This window comes from Pseudomonas sp. RIT-PI-r (assembly GCF_001297015.1).
GTDB lineage: Bacteria > Pseudomonadota > Gammaproteobacteria > Pseudomonadales > Pseudomonadaceae > Aquipseudomonas.
Map to the genome: position 1 here is coordinate 675636 of NZ_LIGE01000025.1, position 19074 is coordinate 694709.

Below are 19074 nucleotides of genomic sequence, written 5' to 3' on the forward strand. Positions count from 1 at the left end.
GGCGCTGATACTTGCGTAGGCGTCTTTACCAAAGGGCACTGCGGATGAGGTCCTATGGTAATAGCACAATGAAATCGCACCCGCCAAAAAATAACTGACGATCCCCCTGCTCGGTGACCGCCAGCCTCTTGAAAAACATCGCTACAACCTGAAAATCATTCATCATCCGCTTTAGTCAGTTTTTTCTTCCAGGCATCCGCTGCAACCGGTCCCAGTGCGTCGGTCCACGCCTTGAACTCGGCCTTGGCTTTGGTGTTCAAGCCGGCCATCGAACCGCTTTCGACAATGGCAAACTTCAGATAGACACTCGCCGCATCGTCTTTCGCGTAAAACTGCAAAGGGTCCGAATACTGGTCATCCGTCACTGACTTGACGTGAAGCGGCGCATTCTCTCCTGGCGTAGACACAACAATGCCGCTGACACTGATCGGGTCACTCGCCTTGACCGTGAACTCACCCTCCTTGAAAGATTTCGCCGCTACTGACAGCGACAGTCCGATGGTGCCGGCCTCTCCTTCGCGCTTGGTCAGCGCCAGACTGGTTCGCGACGCAACCAATAACGGCGCCCACTGAACCGCTGGCGCATTTGCGTTACCGGTATTGACGCCCTTGATTTCGAACAGGATCGCCATCTGCGCTTTCGGCACCTTTTCGGCACTGACGCGCACCACCGCAAAGCATTGCGGGACTTTCAAGCCACCTCTGGTTCCCGTCCATGTCGCTGCCCAGGACTTGACGGATCGCTCTTGTATTTCATCTATTTTGGAGTTGACCGCATCAACGGCCAGCCCCCACACGACACCACCCACCGCTGTTAACACTTGCGCAGGAACCGGCGCCGGCTCTAAGTTGCGATCAGGCAATGAGACATGGCACTTATTTGCCCATGCGTATTGATCAGCGGTTCCGAATAGCTTTTCCCACTGCGAACCGTTTCCTTTGAACGTTTCTACTACAATCGGAATAACCCGGGTTTTCTCGCCTTCGCCACTGGCAGGCTCAACGGTATCGGTCATCAGAATCTTTATTGACTGACACCCCCCTAACGCCAGCAACGAAACGGCTACCAGCAGTTGATTTCGCATATTCACGCTCCATGCTTGTAACTTGCACAGATATGGCACTGCGCCATACCCGGTTAGGGTATAGCCGACTTCGAAGGTCGTTGCCGGAAGTGACGTTTCTGGTATTTGCCCAATACCAGTAGAATTCTGACCGACTCGCCCCTTAAGGATCACCGCGTGACGACACGCAAGGACGCTTCTTTCGCCTATCAGGCGGTCTATCACTATCTCGTCGGCCTGATCGAGACAGCCACTGGCGCGAACGAGCAGAAACTCCCGTCCCTGCGGCAACTGGCCGAGCGTCTCGGCGTTTCAGTGTCGACAACCAAATACGCCTATGCCCTGCTCGAAGACGAGGGCCGAATCCACGCCAAAGCCAGATTCGGTTATTTCACCCGAGCAGTGTCGGCGATGCCTGTGACGCCCCGCTCAGGCAATTTGCTGGATAACGTCTTTGCCAGCGCCCGTCAGCCGGGCATGCTTGCGCTGAGCAGCGATGCTCCGGCGATGCTGCTGTCGCTGCAGCAGCCGTTGTTGATGATGGAGCGCGAACTGACTCGCCAATACCCGCAGTCTCGCGCGCCGCTGTATCAGCCATTTGGCGAGGCCGAATTACGCGCTGCCGTGGCCGAACGCTACACCCGTTCCGCTGAAAATCATTGGCAGGCCGAGCAGGTGTATATCGGCGCGGACTTGCGCAGCGTGTTCGAATTGTCGCTGACTGCATTGGACCTCAATGGCAGCGTCGCACTGGTGGAATCGCCCTGCTCGTGGGCGATTTTGCGTCAGTTGCAGGCAGCGAAGATTCGTGTGATCGAAATCCCGCTCGGCGACGACGGGCGCTTCGACTTGCCCGCGCTCAACGAAGTGCTCACGCGCGAACCGGTGCGCCTGGCCGTGCTTTCCTCAACGGTGAATATCCCCCAGGGCGGGCTGATGCCGGCGCAGGATAAACAGCAGATCTGTCGCTGGCTGGCCGAGCGCGATATCTGGCTGTTCGAAAATGACACTTGGGGCGAGTTCTGTTTCTCTCCCACAGCCGCGCGCTATCGCGACTTTGCCGATCCGGACAGGCTGTTGGTGTTCTCGACCTTCGATAAGATCATCGGTGCCGAAGCCCCTTACGGCTATGTCCTGTGCCGCCAGCAAGGGCCGCAATTGCAACGATCATTTCTCGGGCGCGGCTTTCGTCTCTCGACGATTCGACAGAAAGCCATCGCCAGGCTCTACCTGTCCAAGCGCATTGACCCGCACCTGAAAACGCTGCGAACGATATTGCTCCAGCACATGCACCAGATGCAGACGTTGCTGGAGCAACACGCCAATGGCCGCTGGCAAGCGATCGCCCCGCACGGCGGTGCCAGCTTCTGGCTCAAAGCGCTGCATCCGGTAGACATGCAACGGGTGTTCGAGCGTTTGCTGGCTGAGCGCATCGTCATCGCCCCCGGGGAAATCTTCAGCCAGCAAGGGGCATGGCAACAGCATCTGCGCCTGAGCTACACCGTCGACTGGGACAAGGACATTGCTCAGGCGCTGAAGACACTGGCGCAGGCTATCGACGCCGAAACCTAGCCGCGCTCAAAGCCCATAACAATGGCGCGCCTCCGGGAAGCGGCCATCGCGCACATCGTCGGCAAAACGCGCACACGCATCACGAATCACCGCGCCGACGTCGGCGTAGCGTTTGACGAAGCGCGGCAAATGCTCACCGCCAAGGCCCAGCACATCTTCGGTGACCAGCACCTGCCCGTCGCAGGCAGGCGAGGCGCCAATGCCGATGGTGGGCATTTTCGAGTCCAGGGTAATCTGCCGGGCCACGCCTTCAGCGACGCCCTCCAGCACCAGGCTGAAGGCGCCGGCGTCGAGATTGGCCCGCGCGTCTTCGGCAATCAACGCACCCGTTTCAGCAGTCAGGCCCTGTGCCTTGAAGCCGCCCATGACGTTGACGAACTGCGGCATCAACCCGACATGCGCCATCACCGGAATACCGCGCGCCACCAGAAACTCGACCGTCGACGCCAAAGCCTTGTTGGCTTCCAGCTTGACCGCATCGCAACCGGTGCGCGCCAGCACCTGCGCGCAATTGCGAAATGCCTGCTCATGGGATTCCTGATAACTGCCAAACGGCATGTCGGCAATCACGCAGGCCAGGCGCGTGCTGTCGACCACCGCGCGGGTGTGGCCGATGATTTCCTCAAGCTGCATGCTCAGTGTCGAGGCTCGGCCGTAACCGACCATGGCCGTGGAATCACCGACCAGAATAAAGTCGACGATCGGGTCGATCAACTTGGCGATGGGGCTGGAATACGCCGTGAGGGAAACGATTTTCTCCTGGCCTTTCATGGCCACCAGTTGCGGCACAGTCAGGCGTCTGTTGCGAAGATGAAGGCTCATGCGCACCCCCAGGAGTCGATTGCCGGTAAAGCGTGATCAATGCGTAGCGTTTCCATACAGTGCCCAATATCCAAGAATTCGAGCGCTTGATTATTGGTTTATCGCCGAAGGATTCAATGTACAGATTTGCCTGAAAAAGCGACCCAGGTTCAGGTCCGGCAGCGTGTCTGCACCTGCTGACTTGCAACCTTGGTAAAGTGTTGCCTGCCAAGCCATGCAGGATTGCAGCTGGACACGGCCCAAGCCGCACACCCGCGCAGACCAGCCCCCAACATGACCAAGGAGCGTCACCCGTCATGGATAAAGACATAACCTATCGAACTGCCACCGTCGAAGATGCACTGGCGATGTGCGAGCTGGGCCAATTGCTCAATTCGGTACACCATGCAGCCCGGCCCGATATCTACGCCGCCGCGACTGGGGATTTCGCACGCGACTTGCCGCACTGGTCCAGCGTTTTCGAAAAACCGGGCCAGGTGGTATTCCTCGCGAGCGTGGGCAATCATGTCGTTGCGTTTATTACGGCCAGCGTGTCGGCCAGTACCGGGCCATTGGTGCAACCGCAAAATGTCGTGCGCATTGGCTCGGTGTGCGTGGCCGAGCCGTTCTGGGGTAAAGGCATTGGCCGCGCGTTGATGCACCGGGTCAAACACTGGGCCATCGAGCAGGATGCCCAGGACTTGCGCCTGACGGTCTGGCCGTTCAACGAACGCGCGGTGCGTATGTATGCGGAATTCGGGTTCGAGACGCGTGCGCTGGAAATGGGCATGCGCTTGTGAGCGGCGGACAGCTGCGACAATGAACAATCGTGAGCCTGCGAAATATCCGCATGGCCCCTATCGAATGGTTCGATCCTGCCGACAACACCCTGATGGACAGCGCCAGATTGAACGACGCAAGTCCCATCCCTCATTTTTGATGCAAGAGGCTGCACCTATGAGCAACGCCTGGAACGAAGGTTATTTCACCGACGAAGGCTACACCTACAGCTATAGCCGGGAAATCAATCCGGTTTTCCAGCGTTACTGCCTGTTGTTGCGCGGCTTTGCCAGTCTGGACAATCCCGACGGTTACCACTGCGAACTCGGCTTCGGTCAGGGCGTGTCGATCAACATCCACGCCACAGCCAATCCTGCCGGTTTCGTCGGTACGGACTTCCATCCGGGTCAGGCGGCCCATGCCATTGAACTGGCGGAACTCAGCAACAATGGCGCAAAGCTGTATGACGACAGCTTCGAGCAACTGCTGGCGCGCCATGATTTGCCGCAGTTCGACAGCATCAGCCTGCATGGCATCTGGAGCTGGGTCAGCCGTGACAACCACAAACTGATCGTCGAGTTCGCCCGCCGCCACCTCAAACCGGGTGGTCATCTGTACGTCAGCTACAACGCTTTGCCGGGCTGGTCGCCTTCAGCGCCGTTGCGCCAATTGTTCAGCCTGCATGACCGCTTTGCCAGCCACTCGGCCCGCCCGGATCAGCGCATCGATGCCGCGTTGCAGTTTTCCGAGGCGCTGCTGGCGGCCAATCCCAAGTACGCGATTGCCGCGCCGCACCTGGGCGCCAGGCTGCAGACCATCAAAGGCCAGGATCGCCAATACGTCGCCCACGAATACTTCAATCGCGACTGGAACTGCATGTTTTTCGCCGACATGGCCGATGCGTTGGCCCCGGCCAAGCTCGACTACGTCACGACGGCGGTGCCGATGGACTCGGTCGATGCGCTCAATCTGAGCGCCGAGGGGCAGGCCTTTCTCGACGGTATCGAGCATCCGATCATGCGTGAACAGGCGCGTGACTACTTCGTCAATCAGGCTTTCCGTCGCGATCTGTACGTGCGCGGTGCCAACCGACTTAGCGCTGCCGAGCGTCGGTCGCGCATGCTCAAGACCCGATTTATCCTGATGCAGCCGGCAGAAAACGTGGCGTCCAGCGTCACTGGCCCTGCTGGCGAAGCCTCGTTGCAACCGGAGATTTACCGCCCGGTCCTCGATGCGCTGGCGGGCCAGACGTATGAAGCCAAAACCATGCAGCAGTTGCTCGCCGACGTGGCGCCGATGGCCTATGACGATCTCGAGCAAGCCCTCGCCATCCTGGTCGGCATGGGCGCCGTAGCCCCCTGCCAGAGCGAAGCCACCGAAGCGCTGGTGTACGAACGCTGCGCCGCGTTCAACCTGCAACTGTGTAAACGCGCCCTGTTCAACGCCGACATTCAGGTGCTGAGCAGCCCGGTCACCGGCGGTGGCGTCGCGGTCAGCCGCTTCCAGCAACTGTTCCTGATAGCGATCCGCCAAGGCAAACAGCACCCGGCGGAATGGGCGCAACTGGTGTGGAGCGTCATCTCCCAGCAAAACGAAGTGCTGCTCAAGGACGGCAAAACGCTGACCACTGCCGAAGCCAATATCGCCGCGCTGACCGAACAGGCCCAGGCCTTTGCCGAGCAATCGCTGATCGTGCTGAGCGCTTTGAAAATCGTTTGATCGGGGTGGGTGGTGCAAGGATGCACCGCCCGTTCAGCCAAGCGGCAACTTAATCAAACGCGCCATTGAGCACTTCATAAATCAGCCCGGTGGCCAGCGCGACCAGGATCAGATCCGTGCCCGCCTGTTGCCATTCGTAGCCATCGTAATGCGGCAGTTGCCCAGTCAGACGTCCATCCAGTTTTTTCGCGATCCCCGGCGGCAGCGGTTTGCCCCGGGCGAGGTTCTTTTGAATACCGGGAGGCAGCGTAGGCCCAGGGCTCCAGTAGTCGCGGTAGCCGCCGACAATCCCGAGCACATTGCCGCGATCAATGCTGGGACCATGACTCCAGTCGCCACCGCCGTTGTTGCCCTTGCTGGAATTGCCTTTCTGGTTACCGTGGCCCTGCATGTTCTGGGGATTGCCCTTGCCGTTGCCCTGGCCTTTGCCATTGCCATTACCATTGCCGGGATCGGCTGACGTTGCCGCGCTGAGAATCAGCGCAAGCGATGCAACCGCTGCAATCAATGCCCGTGATCCAATCATGCGGCGTTCCCTCTGCGTTAAGTAAACCGATGTCTTTTGGTCGCTGTGAGACAGTTTAGTTGATCGGGGCAGGAGCGGCGTTGCCAGCACGGATGTAACGCGCCGGATCGAGGCCGCGCTCCTTCACCAGACGGTCGATCAGATAGCTACCGGCAGTCTGTGGCTGATCCGGGTATTCGGCGTAGTGCCATCGGCCCGGGTACAGCGGCTGCACATCGACGCCGGGAAAGTACGGCGCCAGCGCATCGACCACGTGCACGCCGATTCATGCACAGCGCCTTCACAGGCGCAAATGGCGGATACGACTACGCTCATTCCATCCCCCACACGCCTGGATTCGTCCCATGACCCGCCTGTTTTTCACAACGCTGACCTTGCTCGCCCTCAGCCTGCCGGCTCACGCTGACGTCACGCCGTTCCCCGCTGCCTTCAAGACCCAGGACATCAAAGTCGAAGGCGCAACAATGCACGTGCGCGTTGGCGGCAAAGGCCCGGCCGTGGTGCTGTTGCATGGCTTTGGCGATACCGGCGACATGTGGGCGCCGCTGGCGGCGGACCTGGCGCGGGACCACACCGTGGTGGTGCCGGACTTGCGCGGCATGGGCCTGTCGTCGATCCCGGACGGCGGCTACGACAAAAAGACGCAGGCGGCAGACATTCGTGGAGTATTGAGCGCGCTGAAAATCGAACATTCGGTGGTGATCGGCCATGACATCGGCACCATGGTCGCGTTCGCCTATGCCGCGCGGTATCCGCAACTCACTGATCGGCTGGTGGTGATGGATGCCCCCGTACCCGGCATCACGCCGTGGAACGACATCGTGCGTTCGCCGATGCTCTGGCACTTCGACTTCGGCGGCGCCGACATGGAGTGTCTGGTGGCCGGGCGCGAGCGTATCTACCTCGACCGCTTCTGGAACGAGTTTGCCGGCACGCCCGCCAAGGTCGACGAAGGCACTCGCCAGCATTACGCCAAACTCTACGCCCGCCCCGGCGCCATGCACGCCGCATTCGCCCAGTTCCGCAGCATCCGTCAGGACGCCATCGATAACGCGCCGGTTCTGCAACAGAAACTGACCATGCCGGTACTGGCCGTCGGCGGCGAAAAATCCTTCGGCAACAACGAAGCCATCGTCATGCGCAACGCCGCCGACAACGTCACCGAAGTGGTGATCCCCGCAGCCGGTCACTGGCTGATGGAGGAAGCGCCAGCGCCAACCATCAAGGCCGTGCGCGACTTTATCGCCCTGTGAGCAATTGACGTTGCCTGAACCCGATCCATGCGTCAGGATTCGCCCCTTTTGATCGCAAGGAACACACGTGGAGCATCTATTCGTTTATGGAACCCTTGGCCCGGGGCGACCGAATGAGCACGTCATGTTGAACATCGGCGGCACCTGGCAACCGGCCTCACTCAAGGGCCAACTGGCGCAAGCCGGCTGGGGCGCGCAAATGGGCTTTCCGGGGTTGGTCCTGGCCGACGATGGCGATGTGATTGAGGGCTTCGTGTTTTCTTCCGGGAATTTTCACGCTCATTGGGCAGCGCTTGATGAGTTTGAAGGGGCTGAGTATCAGCGTGTTTTGACGCAGGTGACGTTGGCTGATGGCACCGCGCTGGAAACCTGCGTTTACGCCCTTCGATAGTTGGTTTTTTACCTTTGCTTACTGAGTAACACACATGAATCGTCAGAAGAAACTGAAACAGTTGTTCAAGGAAAAGGCCAAGAAGGCTAGCGCGAAGTTGGCGCCGAAGAAGCCGAAGTATATTAGTAAGGCTGAGCGGGCGAAGATGGAGGCTGAGGGGCTGGTGGTTGCGGATTCGGGGGAGTCGGCTGAGAGCTGATCCAGCCTGCCTGCAAAAAATCGACCTTGTGAAATGGAAGTCACCTAATGTTCGAGCGTAACAAACTGGTTCCGGAGTTAATGGTCACCCACCTGGAGAGCAGCCTGGCCTTTTGGGTTTCCTGCATCGGTTTCAAGGTAGTTTATGAACGCCGGGAAGATGGGTTTGCCTACCTTGATTTGAATGGTGCTCAAGTCATGCTTGAGCAGGTTGAATCACAAGTGGGGCAATGGCTGACGGCTCCGTTGACTGCACCGTTTGGAAGAGGCATCAACCTGCAGATTGACGTTGTGGCTGTCGCCCCCCTCATCAAACAGCTTGATCAGGCCAGACATCCACTCTATCGAGAATGCAAAGACACTTGGTATCGGGCCAATGATGTAGAAATAGGCCAACGCGAATTCATCGTCCAGGATCCCGACGGTTATCTCGTCAGGTTGGTAGAGCGGCTGGGTGAAAGACCAGTTTGATCAATCTCAATCTGAGCGAAGCCAACCGCTGCTTGTTGCGACCGCATGCATTTACTGCCAGAAGCAATGAACCGCCCGAACTTGTACTGATTTCCTGGCCAATTCAGCCCGAGCGTTTCAGGGACCTCGGGTCGAATGACACATTTGCCATACTTTGAGCATCAGGGACTGGCTGCCACTCAGCAGCGGTGGAGCCGATTTCGCGCAGGGTCCATTGCTGCGGACCGGACCACGACAGTGCTATATAGGGGCCTTCAAGTACTGCGTTCGCTATTAACATGTCGACTTCGTCGGCAGGTCCCGGGACCATGCCACCAACAGCAATGGGCACGCGCTGACGCAAAAGACTATTGAGCATGCACAACAATTCGGCACGTGATGTGTACTGAACTCTGCACTCCCCGACTTCAGTGCAGGCAAACACCAGGCTACCAGTAGCGGAGTCTGCGCAGCTGATCAATGTCAGATGCGTCGGTGGCAGACCTGACCCTTTTGAATAACGTAGTTTGATGACTGCACCCCATCATGTATGTCGCATTGTGAACTCGGCGAGTTTCGCGGCTTCATTGCGTGATTCATCGAATCGTTCGTCTAGCTCGACATGACCCGGTTCCCGGTAAAGGACGCCATTCTCAGTGCATGCCAACAGGTGTGCCATGCGCTTTGCAGCGACTGGCGACAGTCCGCAAGACTCGCTGACTTCGTCTAGCCGTACTCGGCATACATCGACCCGCCAAGATAGAGATAGAACTCGTCGAGAACGATACCCACGCCTGAAATACCCTAGGTGCCGGCCACACCCGGCGCCTCCTCATAAATAGCCTCAACATTATGACCTTCCAAGGTCGCGACAGCGGTTAGTACCTCGCAAAAAGCATCTTTCATGCTGTTGCTGACCCAAAGGTCATAGTTGTTGCCGATAATAATGGGCGCGCCCATGAGCGGTCATGGGTATCCGGCACACTCAATACATAGGGTTCGGTCAGATCCAGCACCGCACTCATGTAGTCGGTGTCATCGTTGGCGGTCGGCATGTCCTTGGCGGAAGGTGAAGCCAACGCAGTGGCCCAGCCAATCTGGTTTAGACCTGCGCGATCACTAGGTCAGCTTGCACGCTTCGACGCATATTTTTTATGCCTTCCAGGCATCGTCCGCGCAGCCGTTGATCCATCGGCCATATGCCACAAACGAATAAACAGCATATTTTTAAGTATTTTATTTCCGCATCAACACGCCGCTATACCTGCGTCTTCGATCCGGCACCACGCCGGCATTTGCAGGAGCAGACGCGTGATTCGAACCCCTTCGTTATCCTTCCCAAGAGCGGCGCTCACCCTCGCCGCACTACTGGTTTCCAGCCTGGCACTGGCCGAACCGGTCAAAGAAATCCGCATCGCCGTGCCGGACATCAGTGCCGGCCCCACGCCTAGTGGCGCCGGGATCGTCGATGTGTTGCGCGACCGGCAAACGCTGGAGAAAGAGTTTGAGAAGGACGGCATCAAGATTCGCTGGGACTTCTTCAAAGGTGCGGGGCCGGCGATCAATGAAGCGTTGGCCAACAATCAGGAAGACTTCGCTTACCTCGGCGATTTGCCGGCAATCATCGGCAAGGCCGGTGGTCTCGACACGCGCTTGCTCAGTGCAACCGCCCGTGACGTCAAACTCTATCTGGCGGTGCAGCCGGGTTCGGGCATTACCACGCTCGAAGCGTTGAAGGGTAAACGTGTGGCGATCTTTCGCGGCACCGCCACCCAGTTGTCGTTTGCTTCGGCGCTGGCCCATCAAGGTTTGAAAGAGAGCGACTACAAGGTGGTCAACCTCGACTACAACGCCGCCAACGCGGCGCTGGCGGCCAAACAAATCGACGCGACCTGGTCCGGAGCCGGGGTGATTGCGCTCAAGGCACGCGGTCTCGCCGAGCTGCCGCTGACCACTGTCGACCTCGATGGCGCCGGCAGCATGCAAGCCGTGCTGTTGGGGCGCGGCGCGTTTGTCGACGCGCACCCGGAACTGGTCGCGCGATTGATCAAGGCACAGCAACCGGCGATCACCTGGTTGCGCAACGACGAGCACAAACAGGACTACATTAATCTGGTGTCGAAACTGGCCAGTTTCCCCGCAGATATCCTCACCACCGATGCCAAAGATCAGTCGCTGGTGAAAATCTTCGCGCCGCAGCTCGACGCGCCGTTCCTCGACAACTTGCAGCGCAGTGTGGATCTCGCGCTCAACGCGAAACTGATCCGCAAAGGTTTCGAGGTGAAGAACTGGGCTGAACCGAGCTTCATCAATGCCGCACTGCAAACCACCGACAGCGCTTCGCAAACCCCACAAGCCAGCCGTTAAAAACAAGGACTACCCATGACCACCCTGTTCATTTTTCCTGGTGCCTGCTCGTTCGCCGCCCATGTCGTGATTCACGAATTGCAACTGCCGATCGAAGTCGAGCGGGTGACGTTCGGCGACCAGGACTCGCCATACCGGCAGATCAACCCGACCGGCCGCGTACCCGCGCTATTGCTCGATAACAAAACCCTGCTGACTGAAAATACCGCGATCCTGCCGTACCTCGCCGATTTGAAACCCGGCACGGAATTGTTTGCGCCGGCAGGTTCAGTCGAGCGTGCACAGATTCAAGGCTGGCTCGGTTACGTGGCGACCGAGGTGCACGTCGCCGCGTTTCGGCCGATCAATCGGCCTGAGCGTTACAGCGCCGATGAGGCGGCATTCCCCGGCATCCGCGAGCGCGCGTTGCAACAACTGGCGAACGCACTGAAGCCGATTGAGGCGCATCTGGCGCAGGCGGAGTATCTGGTCGGCAATCGTTTTACCGTGGCGGACGCCTACCTCGGCGTGTTCCTCGGCTGGAGCGCCCGCGTCGGTGTGTTAGGCGACTTCCCTGCGTTGCAAGCCGCGCTCGGGCGCTTCCGTGCACGCGAATCGGTGGTGCGGACACTGGCTGCCGAAGGCCTCGCCTGAGTCATCCCGTGGACAGATAACCGAGCCAACCGGAGAAACAGCATGCCAAGCACCGATACCATTGCCACCTGGGCCCAAGTCATCGCCCGCACGCTGGAAGCACAGGGCATCGACGCTGCCCCGCTGCTGCGCGAGGCCGGTATCAGTCGTTGTCATCTGCATGATCCCGACCAGCGCATCGCCCTCCCCGTCATGAGTGCATTCTGGCGGGCGGCGCGGCGCGTCAGTGATGACGAATGCTTTGGCTTGCAAGTGGCGCAGTACAGTTATCCGACCGACTTCCATGGGCTGTTTTTCGCCGCGCAAAGCAGCTCGACGGTGATCGAGGCATTGCAGCGCGGCGTGCGTTTTGCGCCGGTGATCACCACGTCGGCGGCGATGAGTCTGGTGCGCGGCCCGCACACCACGCGCATGGTTTACGGGGTGGCCGTCGGCGCCGAGGTGGAGCAGATCGCCACCGAAGCGTCGATTGCCTGCGCGGTACGCTTCACCCGCCAGACCTGGGTCAATCTGCCCATCGTGCACGGCGTGCGCCTGGCTCGCCCGGCGCCACAGGATCCGCAGCGCTGGACGCGATTGCTCGGTTGTCCGATCCGCTTCAATGCCGGCGAAAACGCCATCGAATACAGCAATCGCTGGCTGGATGCACCGCTGACCACGGCCAATCACGCCGTGGCCCAGGGACTGGACAACGTGCTCAACGCTTACCTTGAACGCCAGCGCCGCCTGAACCTGCCGGAGCGGGTGCGCGGTGCGATTATTCGCTACTTGCCGGTGGGCGAAGTGCAGCAAAGTCGAGTCGCCGATGAACTCGGCATGAGCGTGCGCAACCTGCATCGACACTTGCTCAAGCACGACAGCAGTTTCAAGGCATTGCTCGACGATTGCCGTCGACAACTGGCGTTCAGTTACCTGCGCCAGACCGACTGCTCGATCAACGAAATCTGCTATCGACTGGGCTTCAATGAACCGAGCAGTTTCAATCGCGCGTTCCGTCGCTGGACCGGCGAAAGCCCCGGCAAATGGCGCCGCGATGATGCGCCGTCGTTACCCGAACGCTATGTGCCACGACCGCCTGCTTTAGCCTCCGGGCGGGCGATCTCGATAGCCGTTTGAATCAATTGTCTGCGGCGGACCACAGGTTGTCCGCGCAGGCCCCTTTTCCCCTCTTCACACGCTCTAGCATGGCCCTCCTACCGAGCCCGACCGATAGCGTCGCGCGGCCAAACAAGGAGCTTTGCGTCCATGCTGTTACGTTACCCGGCCACCACGGCCCATCGCCTCAAGCCCCTGGGTTTTTCCTTATGGCTGGCGCTGCCCGCTGTCCTTTGCTCGACCGTCAGCGTTGCCGCCGATCAACGCGAAAATCCAACGGCCAACGCCGACGACGCCGCCCCACGGCTTGAACAGGTCACCGTGACAGCGCGGCGCCGCGAAGAACAGTCGCAGGACGTACCGACGCCGATCACCACCCTCAGCGGCGCCAATCTGGAAAGCCAGCGCATCTACAAGATTCAGGACCTGCAACAGGCGTTGCCCAGCGTCAACGTCGCTTACGTTCACGCACGGGTTTCCAGCTTCGCGGTGCGCGGGATCGGCAATAACCCAGCCAGCGATGGACTGGAAGGCAGCGCCGGGATTTATCTGGATAACGTCTATCTGGGCCGCCCCGGCATGGCCGCGTTCGACATGCTCGACGTTGAGCAACTGGAGCTGTTACGCGGGCCGCAAGGTACGTTGTTCGGCAAGAACACCACGGCCGGTGTGCTCAACATCACCACGCGCGGCCCGACCTTTACGCCCGAACGCAGCCTCGAAGTGTCGGGTGGGCAGGACGGCTATTTTCAGGGTAAAGGCACTGTGTCCGGGCCGTTGACCGACACCCTCGCCGCGCGCCTGTCGTTCTACCGCACCCGCGATGACGGCTACTTGAACAACCGGCATGACGATCGCACGTTGCTCGGCGGTGAACGCGAAGGCCTGCGCGGGCAGTTGCTGTTCAAACCCAACGATGATTTCAGCCTGCGCTGGATCAACGAATACAACACGGAAAACTCCAGCAGCGGCAGCAGCGTGATCTATGGCGCCGGCCCACTGTTCTGGCGCCGGGCGGCATTGGTCGGGGCTAATCCGCAGGTGGGCGAAAGCAACATCGACGGCCGGCAGAATGTCAGCGTCCACCAGAACGCCAGTTCCGTCGAAGCCAATTGGAACCTCGCCGGCGGCTATACCCTGACGTCGATCAGCGCCTATCGTAGCTGGCATTTCAACCCGGCCAACGACGCCGACCAACTGGACGTCCCGGTGATCAACGACTTCGGCTACGAAGTGCACGACCGGCAGTTCTCCCAGGAAGTGCGTCTGGCCTCGCCCAAGGGCGAGTTTTTCGACTACGTCGTCGGCGCCTATGCCTTCAAGCAAGACCTCGGAAATCGGATCTTTACCAATCTCGGACCGCTGGCCGATCTCAACCTGATCGGCACCAATCTCAATGCGCTGAACAACGTCAACAGCAAGGTCAACGGCAAGATCGACACCGAGAGCTACGCCCTGTTTGCCCAAGGCACCTGGCACTTGAGTGAGCGCCTGGATTTCAGCGCCGGCATCCGTGGCACCTATGAAGAAAAAGACGCCAACGTGAAACGCCTCGCCCCCGAGGGCGGTGGCGCGCCGGTGGTGATTCCGGGAGTCGTCAATGGCAACGCGGTGCGCGCAAGTCAGGTCGGCGCCTATGACACTGGCGACCTGCACATGCACAACGCGGCGCCATCGTTCCTGACCAGTTTGAGCTATCACTTCAGCGATGACGTGCTGGGCTACACCTCGCTGTCCCACGGCGAGAAATCCGGGGGCGTCAACCTCGCCGTCGGTTCGGCGCCCAGCGCTGGCGCCGAGTCATTGTTGGTTGGCCCGGAACGCGCGAACGATGCTGAGCTGGGCATTAAAAGCCAATTGTTCGATCACCGTTTGCAACTCAACGCGAACGTATTCTGGACCGGGGTGAACGGCTATCAAGCCACCACTTATTACCAGCCGCCCGGTTCGTTGACCGGTTATCAGTTGCTGACCAACGCCGGCACCGTGCGCTCGCGTGGCTTCGAGTTCGAGGCGACCACCGTTCCGGTTCGCGGCCTGACGTTAAACGTCAACGGCTCGTTCAACGACGTGACTTACCTGTCATTCAAAGACGCGCCCTGCCCTTCGGAAAATCCGGGGCAAACCAACTGCGACCTCAGCGGCCAGCGCGTAGCCGGCGCCTCGCGCTGGATCGGCAACGTCAACGGCGAATACAAATGGCCGCGCATCGACGGTATCGAACCCTACGCCACCGGCAGCTATGCCTACCGCTCCGACAGCGAAGGCACGCTGGACAATTCCGACCTGGCGAAGATCGATGGCTACGGCCTCGCCAACTTCTCATTCGGCGCACGGGTGGACTATGGCGACGGTTTGCTCGACGCCTCGCTGTGGGTCAAAAACGCTTTTGATCGTGAGTATTACCTGGCTGTTGGCAGTGGTTCCAATGGCCTCTACACCGCCTCGCCAGGCCAGCCGCGCACCGCCGGCGTGACCTTGCGTTATGACTTCTGAGGACACTATGAAAACAGCACAAATGAGCCTTGGCGCGTTTCTCATGAGCAGCGGCCATCACCTCGCCGCGTGGCGCCATCCACGTGCATGGTCGGGCGGCGGCCTGGATTTCCAGCATTTCAGGAAACTCGCCACCACCGCCGAGCGCGGCAAGTTCGACGCGATATTCTTCGCCGACAATCTGGCCCTGATGGGCTCGCCGGAACTCGGCCAGTTCACCACGGCCGGCGACGTCTTCGACCCGTTGGTGCTGCTTTCCGGGCTAGCCGCAGTGACCGAACGTATTGGCCTCGTATCAACGGTGTCGACCAGCTACAACGAACCCTATCTACTGGCGCGCAAATTCGCTTCCCTCGATCACTTGAGCGGCGGGCGCAGCGGCTGGAATCTGGTGACCTCAGCGACCGATCTGGAAGCGCTGAACTTTGGCCGCGAAAAACATTTCGAGCACGGTGACCGTTATCAGCGCGCGGAAGAATTCATCGATGTCGTCACCGGTCTGTGGGACAGCTTTGAAGACGACGCCTTCGTCCGCGACAAAAGCAGCGGGGTGTTTTTTCAGCCGGACAAACTGCATGTACTCAATCACCATGGCGATAACTACCGGGTGCGCGGCCCCCTGAACATTCCTCGCACGCCCCAGGGTTATCCGGTGCTGATCCAGGCCGGCTCGTCGGAGCCGGGCAAGGCACTCGCCGCACGCACCGCGGAAGTGGTGTTCACCGCACAGCAGACGCTGGCCAACGCCCAGGCCTTTTATGCCGACGTCAAAGGTCGTCTGGCCGGCTACGGACGCCGCCCTGAGCAATTGAAAGTCATCCCGGGGATTTCGCCAGTCATCGGCCGCACGCAAAGCGAGGCGGAAGATAAATACCAACAACTGCAGGATCTGGTCGAGCCGCGTGTCGGGCTGGCGATGCTGGCAGGCATGGCCGGCGGTTTTGACCTCTCCGAATATGATCTGGACGGCCCGTTGCCGGAGCTGCCACCGAGCAATTCGATGCAGAGTCGTCAGGCCTTGTTTATCGATCTGGCGCGGCGCGAGAATCTAAGCATTCGCCAGCTGTACCTGAAAGTCGCGGGCGCGCGCGGCCATCACACGGTGATCGGTACGCCGAAAACCATCGCCGACACCCTCGAACAATGGTTCGTCGAACAGGCCGCCGACGGTTTCAACATCATGCCGTCGTTCCTGCCTGAAGGCCTGGATGAATTCGTCGATGACGTGGTGCCGTTGCTGCAACAGCGCGGGCTGTTCCGCCATGAATACAGCGGCACCACCCTGCGCGATCATCTGGGACTGGAGCGGCCGGACAACCGTCACCGGCGTTAACTTCGATCCGAAGCACGCCTTGATTACGGCCCTCGGGGACCACCTTTCGGTGGCCCCTGAGGCGGTCGGTTTTAGCCCAGGCGCATTGACAGCTCGATGTCGTCGGCAAACGGTACGGACAGGTAACCGTTCTCCGGCGCGCGCACGTATGCCAAGTATTCCGGGCAATAGTCGGTGTTGTCGGCGACGACCATTGCACCCGGTTTCAGGTGCTTTTCGAGCAGGCTCAAGACATCGCCATACAATGCCTTGGCGCCATCGAGCAACAGCAAATCGACAGATTCCGGGAGGTCACTGGCCAGGGTGATCAACGCATCGCCCTCGCGAATTTCCACCAGATCGCTGACCCCGCCGGCAACAAAGTGTTGGCGCGCCAATTGGATTTTCGCCGGCTCGAATTCGCTGCCGATCAGCACACCGCCACCGTTGTCGCGCAGTGCGGCGGCCAAGTGCAGGGTGGACAGACCGAACGATGTGCCGAACTCGACAATCGCCTTGGCCTGGGTATTGCGCGCCAGCATGTAAAGGAGTTTGCCGGTGTCGCGGGAGACCGGCAGCCACAGGTCTTTGAGTAATCCGTAGAGTTTCAGGTAGTCGGTTTTGCTGTGCATCAGGCGATCGCGTTCTTCGCCGGATACATCGTTCAGCGCCGTGCTGGTGGCGGCGCTGGCTTGGCTGTAAAGGCGTTCGATCAAGCTCGCCAGTGGTTCAGAGGTCAGGGTGGTCATGCTTGTTTTCCGTCAGTTGGGGACTAAAATGCGAGTGATTCATCGCGTTTAAATGATGCGAGTGATTCGTCGCATCCGCTATTCGCATTCCCCAGGACGTCCGAGCCAGCCATGACCGACCGCCAGACCGCCCGTATTTCCTCGCGTAAACAGCCACAGCAAGCGCGTTCGACAGATCTTGTCGCAGCGATTTTGCAGGCGGCTATTCAGGTTTTGACCGAGCATGGCGCCACCCGCTTCACCACCGCCCGAGTCGCCGAAAAGGCTGGCGTGAGCATCGGTTCGCTGTACCAGTACTTCCCCAACAAGGCGGCGATTCTGTTCCGCTTGCAGAGTGATGAGTGGCTGCACACCACGCAAATGCTCCAGCAAATTTTGCAGCAGCCGGAACAACCACCACTGGATCGCCTGCGCACGCTGGTCCAGGTATTCATTCGTTCGGAGTGCGAGGAAGCGCAGATGCGCGGCGCGCTCAACGATGCCGCGCCGCTCTATCGCGATGCGCCCGAAGCCCATGAGGTGCGCGCGGCAGGACGGCAGATCTTCGCCAGCTTCATGCTCGAACTGTTGCCGCAAGTCACTGACGCGATTCGCACAGCGGCCTGCGATTTGATCCTGACCACGCTGAGTTCTACCGGAAAAGACTTTTCCTCCAGCCCACGCAGCGAGCAGGAAATCAGCGTGTTTGCCGACGCGCTGGCAGACATGTTCAGCGCTTATGTTGTGTCGCTGAATCAGCCGCAAGCTTGCGATTAGACGGCGCCGGGTTGGAGAAGGTGTTCGGGAAAATTCTTTCGCCGAAGGCTGATGCGATTGAGTTGCCGGGTTATGACAAGAACGCAGGAAATTGGATAACCAGCGGCACAGCGCGATAGCGTCAGCCACTCAAATCGGAGGCTGCGCCATGGACGTGGCTGTCATTCACTACATAAAAGAAAAACCCTATGAGCTATAACGAAAAAGCCCCTGATCTCAGGGGCTTTTCGGTTTGCGGCGAAGTAACACGCGCCCTGCTGAAGTCTCTCAGCGTTTCGGCAGTTTCCAGTTCGGCCGGATGAAGTGGCAGGTGTAGCCATTCGGGATACGTTCGAGGTAATCCTGATGCTCCGGTTCCGCTTCCCAAAACTGTCCGGCCGGTTCGATTTCGGTCACCACTCGGCCTGGCCACAGGCGTGATGCGTCGACGTCAGCGGCGGTGTCTTCGGCGATATCGCGTTGCGCTTCGTTGAGGTAATAGATTGCCGAACGATAGCTTGGGCCCTGGTCATTGCCCTGACGGTTGGGCGTGCTCGGATCGTGGATCTGGAAGAAAAACTCGAGGATCTGCCGATAGCTGATGACCGCCGGATCGAAGACGATCTCGATGGCTTCGGCGTGATTGCCATGGTTGCGGTATGTGGCATTCGGCACATCGCCGCCGGTATAGCCGACGCGGGTTTGCAGCACGCCGGGATAACGGCGCAACAAGTCCTGCATGCCCCAGAAGCAGCCGCCGGCGAGAATGGCAGTTTCGGTTTGACGGGTCATGATCTGTGCTTCCTCTTGAGGGCATTGGTATAGCCATTATTATGAGGGCGCGTTTGCAGATTCCAAGGTGGCGCGACGTTTGATCGGTCCACTAGCGGCCAGGTGGATACTCAAGCTCGTCCCTAAATGCCACATCGCCCC

General features: G+C 59.6%; 21 protein-coding genes. 13 read left to right on the forward strand and 8 right to left on the reverse strand.

Annotated elements, in window-relative coordinates; translation table 11 throughout:
• Positions 1–155: 155 nt before the first annotated feature.
• Positions 156–1085, reverse strand: a complete 930-nt coding sequence (locus AK821_RS30300) for a hypothetical protein (protein WP_152974167.1) — start codon at positions 1083–1085, stop codon at positions 156–158.
• 156 nt (positions 1086–1241) lie between these two features.
• On the opposite strand from AK821_RS30300, the gene AK821_RS14825 reads away from it, so the two are divergent.
• A complete protein-coding gene (locus AK821_RS14825; protein ID WP_064390363.1) occupies positions 1242–2636 on the forward strand; it encodes an aminotransferase-like domain-containing protein in 1395 nt (464 codons plus the stop codon).
• 6 nt (positions 2637–2642) lie between these two features.
• Here the strand turns inward: AK821_RS14825 and panB are convergent, their stop codons facing one another.
• Positions 2643–3458 (reverse strand): 3-methyl-2-oxobutanoate hydroxymethyltransferase, encoded by an 816-nt coding sequence (panB, locus tag AK821_RS14830; protein ID WP_064390364.1) that lies wholly within the window; start codon positions 3456–3458, stop codon positions 2643–2645.
• Positions 3459–3754: 296 nt separating this feature from the next.
• Between panB and AK821_RS14835 the strand changes: the two genes are divergently transcribed.
• Complete coding sequence (locus tag AK821_RS14835; RefSeq protein WP_064390365.1) at positions 3755–4237, forward strand: GNAT family N-acetyltransferase; 483 nt, start codon at positions 3755–3757, stop codon at positions 4235–4237.
• A 157-nt stretch (positions 4238–4394) separates the two neighbouring features.
• A complete protein-coding gene (locus AK821_RS14840) occupies positions 4395–5936 on the forward strand; it encodes a class I SAM-dependent methyltransferase (protein WP_064390366.1) in 1542 nt (513 codons plus the stop codon).
• A 49-nt stretch (positions 5937–5985) separates the two neighbouring features.
• Here AK821_RS14840 and AK821_RS14845 read toward each other — a convergent pair whose 3' ends face one another.
• Entirely contained in the window at positions 5986–6462 is a 477-nt protein-coding gene (locus AK821_RS14845; RefSeq protein ID WP_064390367.1) for an anti-virulence regulator CigR family protein, read from the reverse strand.
• 55 nt (positions 6463–6517) lie between these two features.
• Positions 6518–6721: a hypothetical protein gene (locus AK821_RS14850; protein ID WP_064390368.1), complete on the reverse strand. Its 204-nt coding sequence runs from the start codon at positions 6719–6721 to the stop codon at positions 6518–6520.
• Positions 6722–6806: 85 nt separating this feature from the next.
• Between AK821_RS14850 and AK821_RS14855 the strand changes: the two genes are divergently transcribed.
• From AK821_RS14855 to AK821_RS14865, 4 genes are all read left to right on the forward strand, one after another.
• Complete coding sequence (locus AK821_RS14855) at positions 6807–7715, forward strand: alpha/beta fold hydrolase (protein WP_064390369.1); 909 nt, start codon at positions 6807–6809, stop codon at positions 7713–7715.
• Positions 7716–7782: 67 nt separating this feature from the next.
• Positions 7783–8106, forward strand: a complete 324-nt coding sequence (locus tag AK821_RS14860; RefSeq protein ID WP_064390370.1) for a gamma-glutamylcyclotransferase family protein — start codon at positions 7783–7785, stop codon at positions 8104–8106.
• 34 nt (positions 8107–8140) lie between these two features.
• Complete coding sequence (locus AK821_RS29495; RefSeq protein ID WP_082355447.1) at positions 8141–8305, forward strand: DUF2986 domain-containing protein; 165 nt, start codon at positions 8141–8143, stop codon at positions 8303–8305.
• A 47-nt stretch (positions 8306–8352) separates the two neighbouring features.
• Positions 8353–8775 carry a bleomycin resistance protein gene (locus AK821_RS14865; protein WP_064390371.1) on the forward strand — a complete coding sequence of 141 codons (423 nt, stop codon included), beginning with the start codon at positions 8353–8355 and terminating at the stop codon, positions 8773–8775.
• A 783-nt stretch (positions 8776–9558) separates the two neighbouring features.
• On the opposite strand, the gene AK821_RS30810 is transcribed toward AK821_RS14865, so the two are convergent.
• Both AK821_RS30810 and AK821_RS31410 read right to left on the reverse strand, forming a co-directional pair.
• Entirely contained in the window at positions 9559–9714 is a 156-nt protein-coding gene (locus tag AK821_RS30810; RefSeq protein WP_161806653.1) for a hypothetical protein, read from the reverse strand.
• Positions 9657–9809 carry a DUF1254 domain-containing protein gene (locus tag AK821_RS31410; protein ID WP_371920164.1) on the reverse strand — a complete coding sequence of 51 codons (153 nt, stop codon included), beginning with the start codon at positions 9807–9809 and terminating at the stop codon, positions 9657–9659. Before AK821_RS31410 ends, AK821_RS30810 begins: the two co-directional genes overlap by 58 nt.
• A gap of 259 nt (positions 9810–10068) precedes the next feature.
• Here AK821_RS31410 and AK821_RS14870 point away from each other — a divergent pair, with 259 nt between their 5' ends.
• The 5 genes from AK821_RS14870 (at position 10069) to AK821_RS14890 (ending at position 16678) form a co-directional block, all read left to right on the forward strand.
• Positions 10069–11121, forward strand: coding sequence for an ABC transporter substrate-binding protein (locus AK821_RS14870; RefSeq protein ID WP_442965591.1), 1053 nt, complete (start codon positions 10069–10071; stop codon positions 11119–11121).
• A gap of 15 nt (positions 11122–11136) precedes the next feature.
• Positions 11137–11754: a glutathione S-transferase C-terminal domain-containing protein gene (locus tag AK821_RS14875; protein WP_064390372.1), complete on the forward strand. Its 618-nt coding sequence runs from the start codon at positions 11137–11139 to the stop codon at positions 11752–11754.
• Between the two features lie 42 nt (positions 11755–11796).
• Positions 11797–12870, forward strand: coding sequence for an AraC family transcriptional regulator (locus AK821_RS14880; RefSeq protein WP_064390373.1), 1074 nt, complete (start codon positions 11797–11799; stop codon positions 12868–12870).
• Between the two features lie 129 nt (positions 12871–12999).
• Entirely contained in the window at positions 13000–15345 is a 2346-nt protein-coding gene (locus AK821_RS14885) for a TonB-dependent receptor (protein ID WP_064390374.1), read from the forward strand.
• A 7-nt stretch (positions 15346–15352) separates the two neighbouring features.
• On the forward strand, positions 15353–16678 hold the full coding sequence (locus tag AK821_RS14890) for an LLM class flavin-dependent oxidoreductase (RefSeq protein ID WP_064390375.1): 1326 nt from the start codon (positions 15353–15355) through the stop codon (positions 16676–16678).
• Between the two features lie 71 nt (positions 16679–16749).
• On the opposite strand, the gene AK821_RS14895 is transcribed toward AK821_RS14890, so the two are convergent.
• Positions 16750–17406, reverse strand: coding sequence for an O-methyltransferase (locus AK821_RS14895; protein WP_064390376.1), 657 nt, complete (start codon positions 17404–17406; stop codon positions 16750–16752).
• Positions 17407–17517: 111 nt separating this feature from the next.
• On the opposite strand from AK821_RS14895, the gene AK821_RS14900 reads away from it, so the two are divergent.
• The gene (locus tag AK821_RS14900) at positions 17518–18162 is read left to right on the forward strand and encodes a TetR family transcriptional regulator (RefSeq protein WP_064390377.1); all 645 of its coding nucleotides are present in this window, start codon (positions 17518–17520) and stop codon (positions 18160–18162) included.
• 267 nt (positions 18163–18429) lie between these two features.
• Here AK821_RS14900 and msrA read toward each other — a convergent pair whose 3' ends face one another.
• Complete coding sequence (gene msrA / locus AK821_RS14905) at positions 18430–18933, reverse strand: peptide-methionine (S)-S-oxide reductase MsrA (RefSeq protein ID WP_064390378.1); 504 nt, start codon at positions 18931–18933, stop codon at positions 18430–18432.
• Positions 18934–19074 lie beyond the last annotated feature (141 nt).

What these genes read in the sequence shown, in the direction of transcription:
- AK821_RS30300 (WP_152974167.1), bottom strand. Translation starts at nt 1,085, where the DNA reads ATGCGAAATCAACTGCTGGTAGCCGTTTCGTTGCTGGCGTTAGGGGGG.
- panB (WP_064390364.1), bottom strand. Translation starts at nt 3,458, where the DNA reads ATGAGCCTTCATCTTCGCAACAGACGCCTGACTGTGCCGCAACTGGTG.
- AK821_RS14835 (WP_064390365.1), top strand. Translation starts at nt 3,755, where the DNA reads ATGGATAAAGACATAACCTATCGAACTGCCACCGTCGAAGATGCACTG.
- AK821_RS14840 (WP_064390366.1), top strand. Translation starts at nt 4,395, where the DNA reads ATGAGCAACGCCTGGAACGAAGGTTATTTCACCGACGAAGGCTACACC.
- AK821_RS14845 (WP_064390367.1), bottom strand. Translation starts at nt 6,462, where the DNA reads ATGATTGGATCACGGGCATTGATTGCAGCGGTTGCATCGCTTGCGCTG.
- AK821_RS14855 (WP_064390369.1), top strand. Translation starts at nt 6,807, where the DNA reads ATGACCCGCCTGTTTTTCACAACGCTGACCTTGCTCGCCCTCAGCCTG.
- AK821_RS29495 (WP_082355447.1), top strand. Translation starts at nt 8,141, where the DNA reads ATGAATCGTCAGAAGAAACTGAAACAGTTGTTCAAGGAAAAGGCCAAG.
- AK821_RS14865 (WP_064390371.1), top strand. Translation starts at nt 8,353, where the DNA reads ATGTTCGAGCGTAACAAACTGGTTCCGGAGTTAATGGTCACCCACCTG.
- AK821_RS30810 (WP_161806653.1), bottom strand. Translation starts at nt 9,714, where the DNA reads ATGGGCGCGCCCATTATTATCGGCAACAACTATGACCTTTGGGTCAGC.
- AK821_RS31410 (WP_371920164.1), bottom strand. Translation starts at nt 9,809, where the DNA reads ATGCCGACCGCCAACGATGACACCGACTACATGAGTGCGGTGCTGGAT.
- AK821_RS14875 (WP_064390372.1), top strand. Translation starts at nt 11,137, where the DNA reads ATGACCACCCTGTTCATTTTTCCTGGTGCCTGCTCGTTCGCCGCCCAT.
- AK821_RS14880 (WP_064390373.1), top strand. Translation starts at nt 11,797, where the DNA reads ATGCCAAGCACCGATACCATTGCCACCTGGGCCCAAGTCATCGCCCGC.
- AK821_RS14885 (WP_064390374.1), top strand. Translation starts at nt 13,000, where the DNA reads ATGCTGTTACGTTACCCGGCCACCACGGCCCATCGCCTCAAGCCCCTG.
- AK821_RS14890 (WP_064390375.1), top strand. Translation starts at nt 15,353, where the DNA reads ATGAAAACAGCACAAATGAGCCTTGGCGCGTTTCTCATGAGCAGCGGC.
- AK821_RS14895 (WP_064390376.1), bottom strand. Translation starts at nt 17,406, where the DNA reads ATGACCACCCTGACCTCTGAACCACTGGCGAGCTTGATCGAACGCCTT.
- AK821_RS14900 (WP_064390377.1), top strand. Translation starts at nt 17,518, where the DNA reads ATGACCGACCGCCAGACCGCCCGTATTTCCTCGCGTAAACAGCCACAG.
- msrA (WP_064390378.1), bottom strand. Translation starts at nt 18,933, where the DNA reads ATGACCCGTCAAACCGAAACTGCCATTCTCGCCGGCGGCTGCTTCTGG.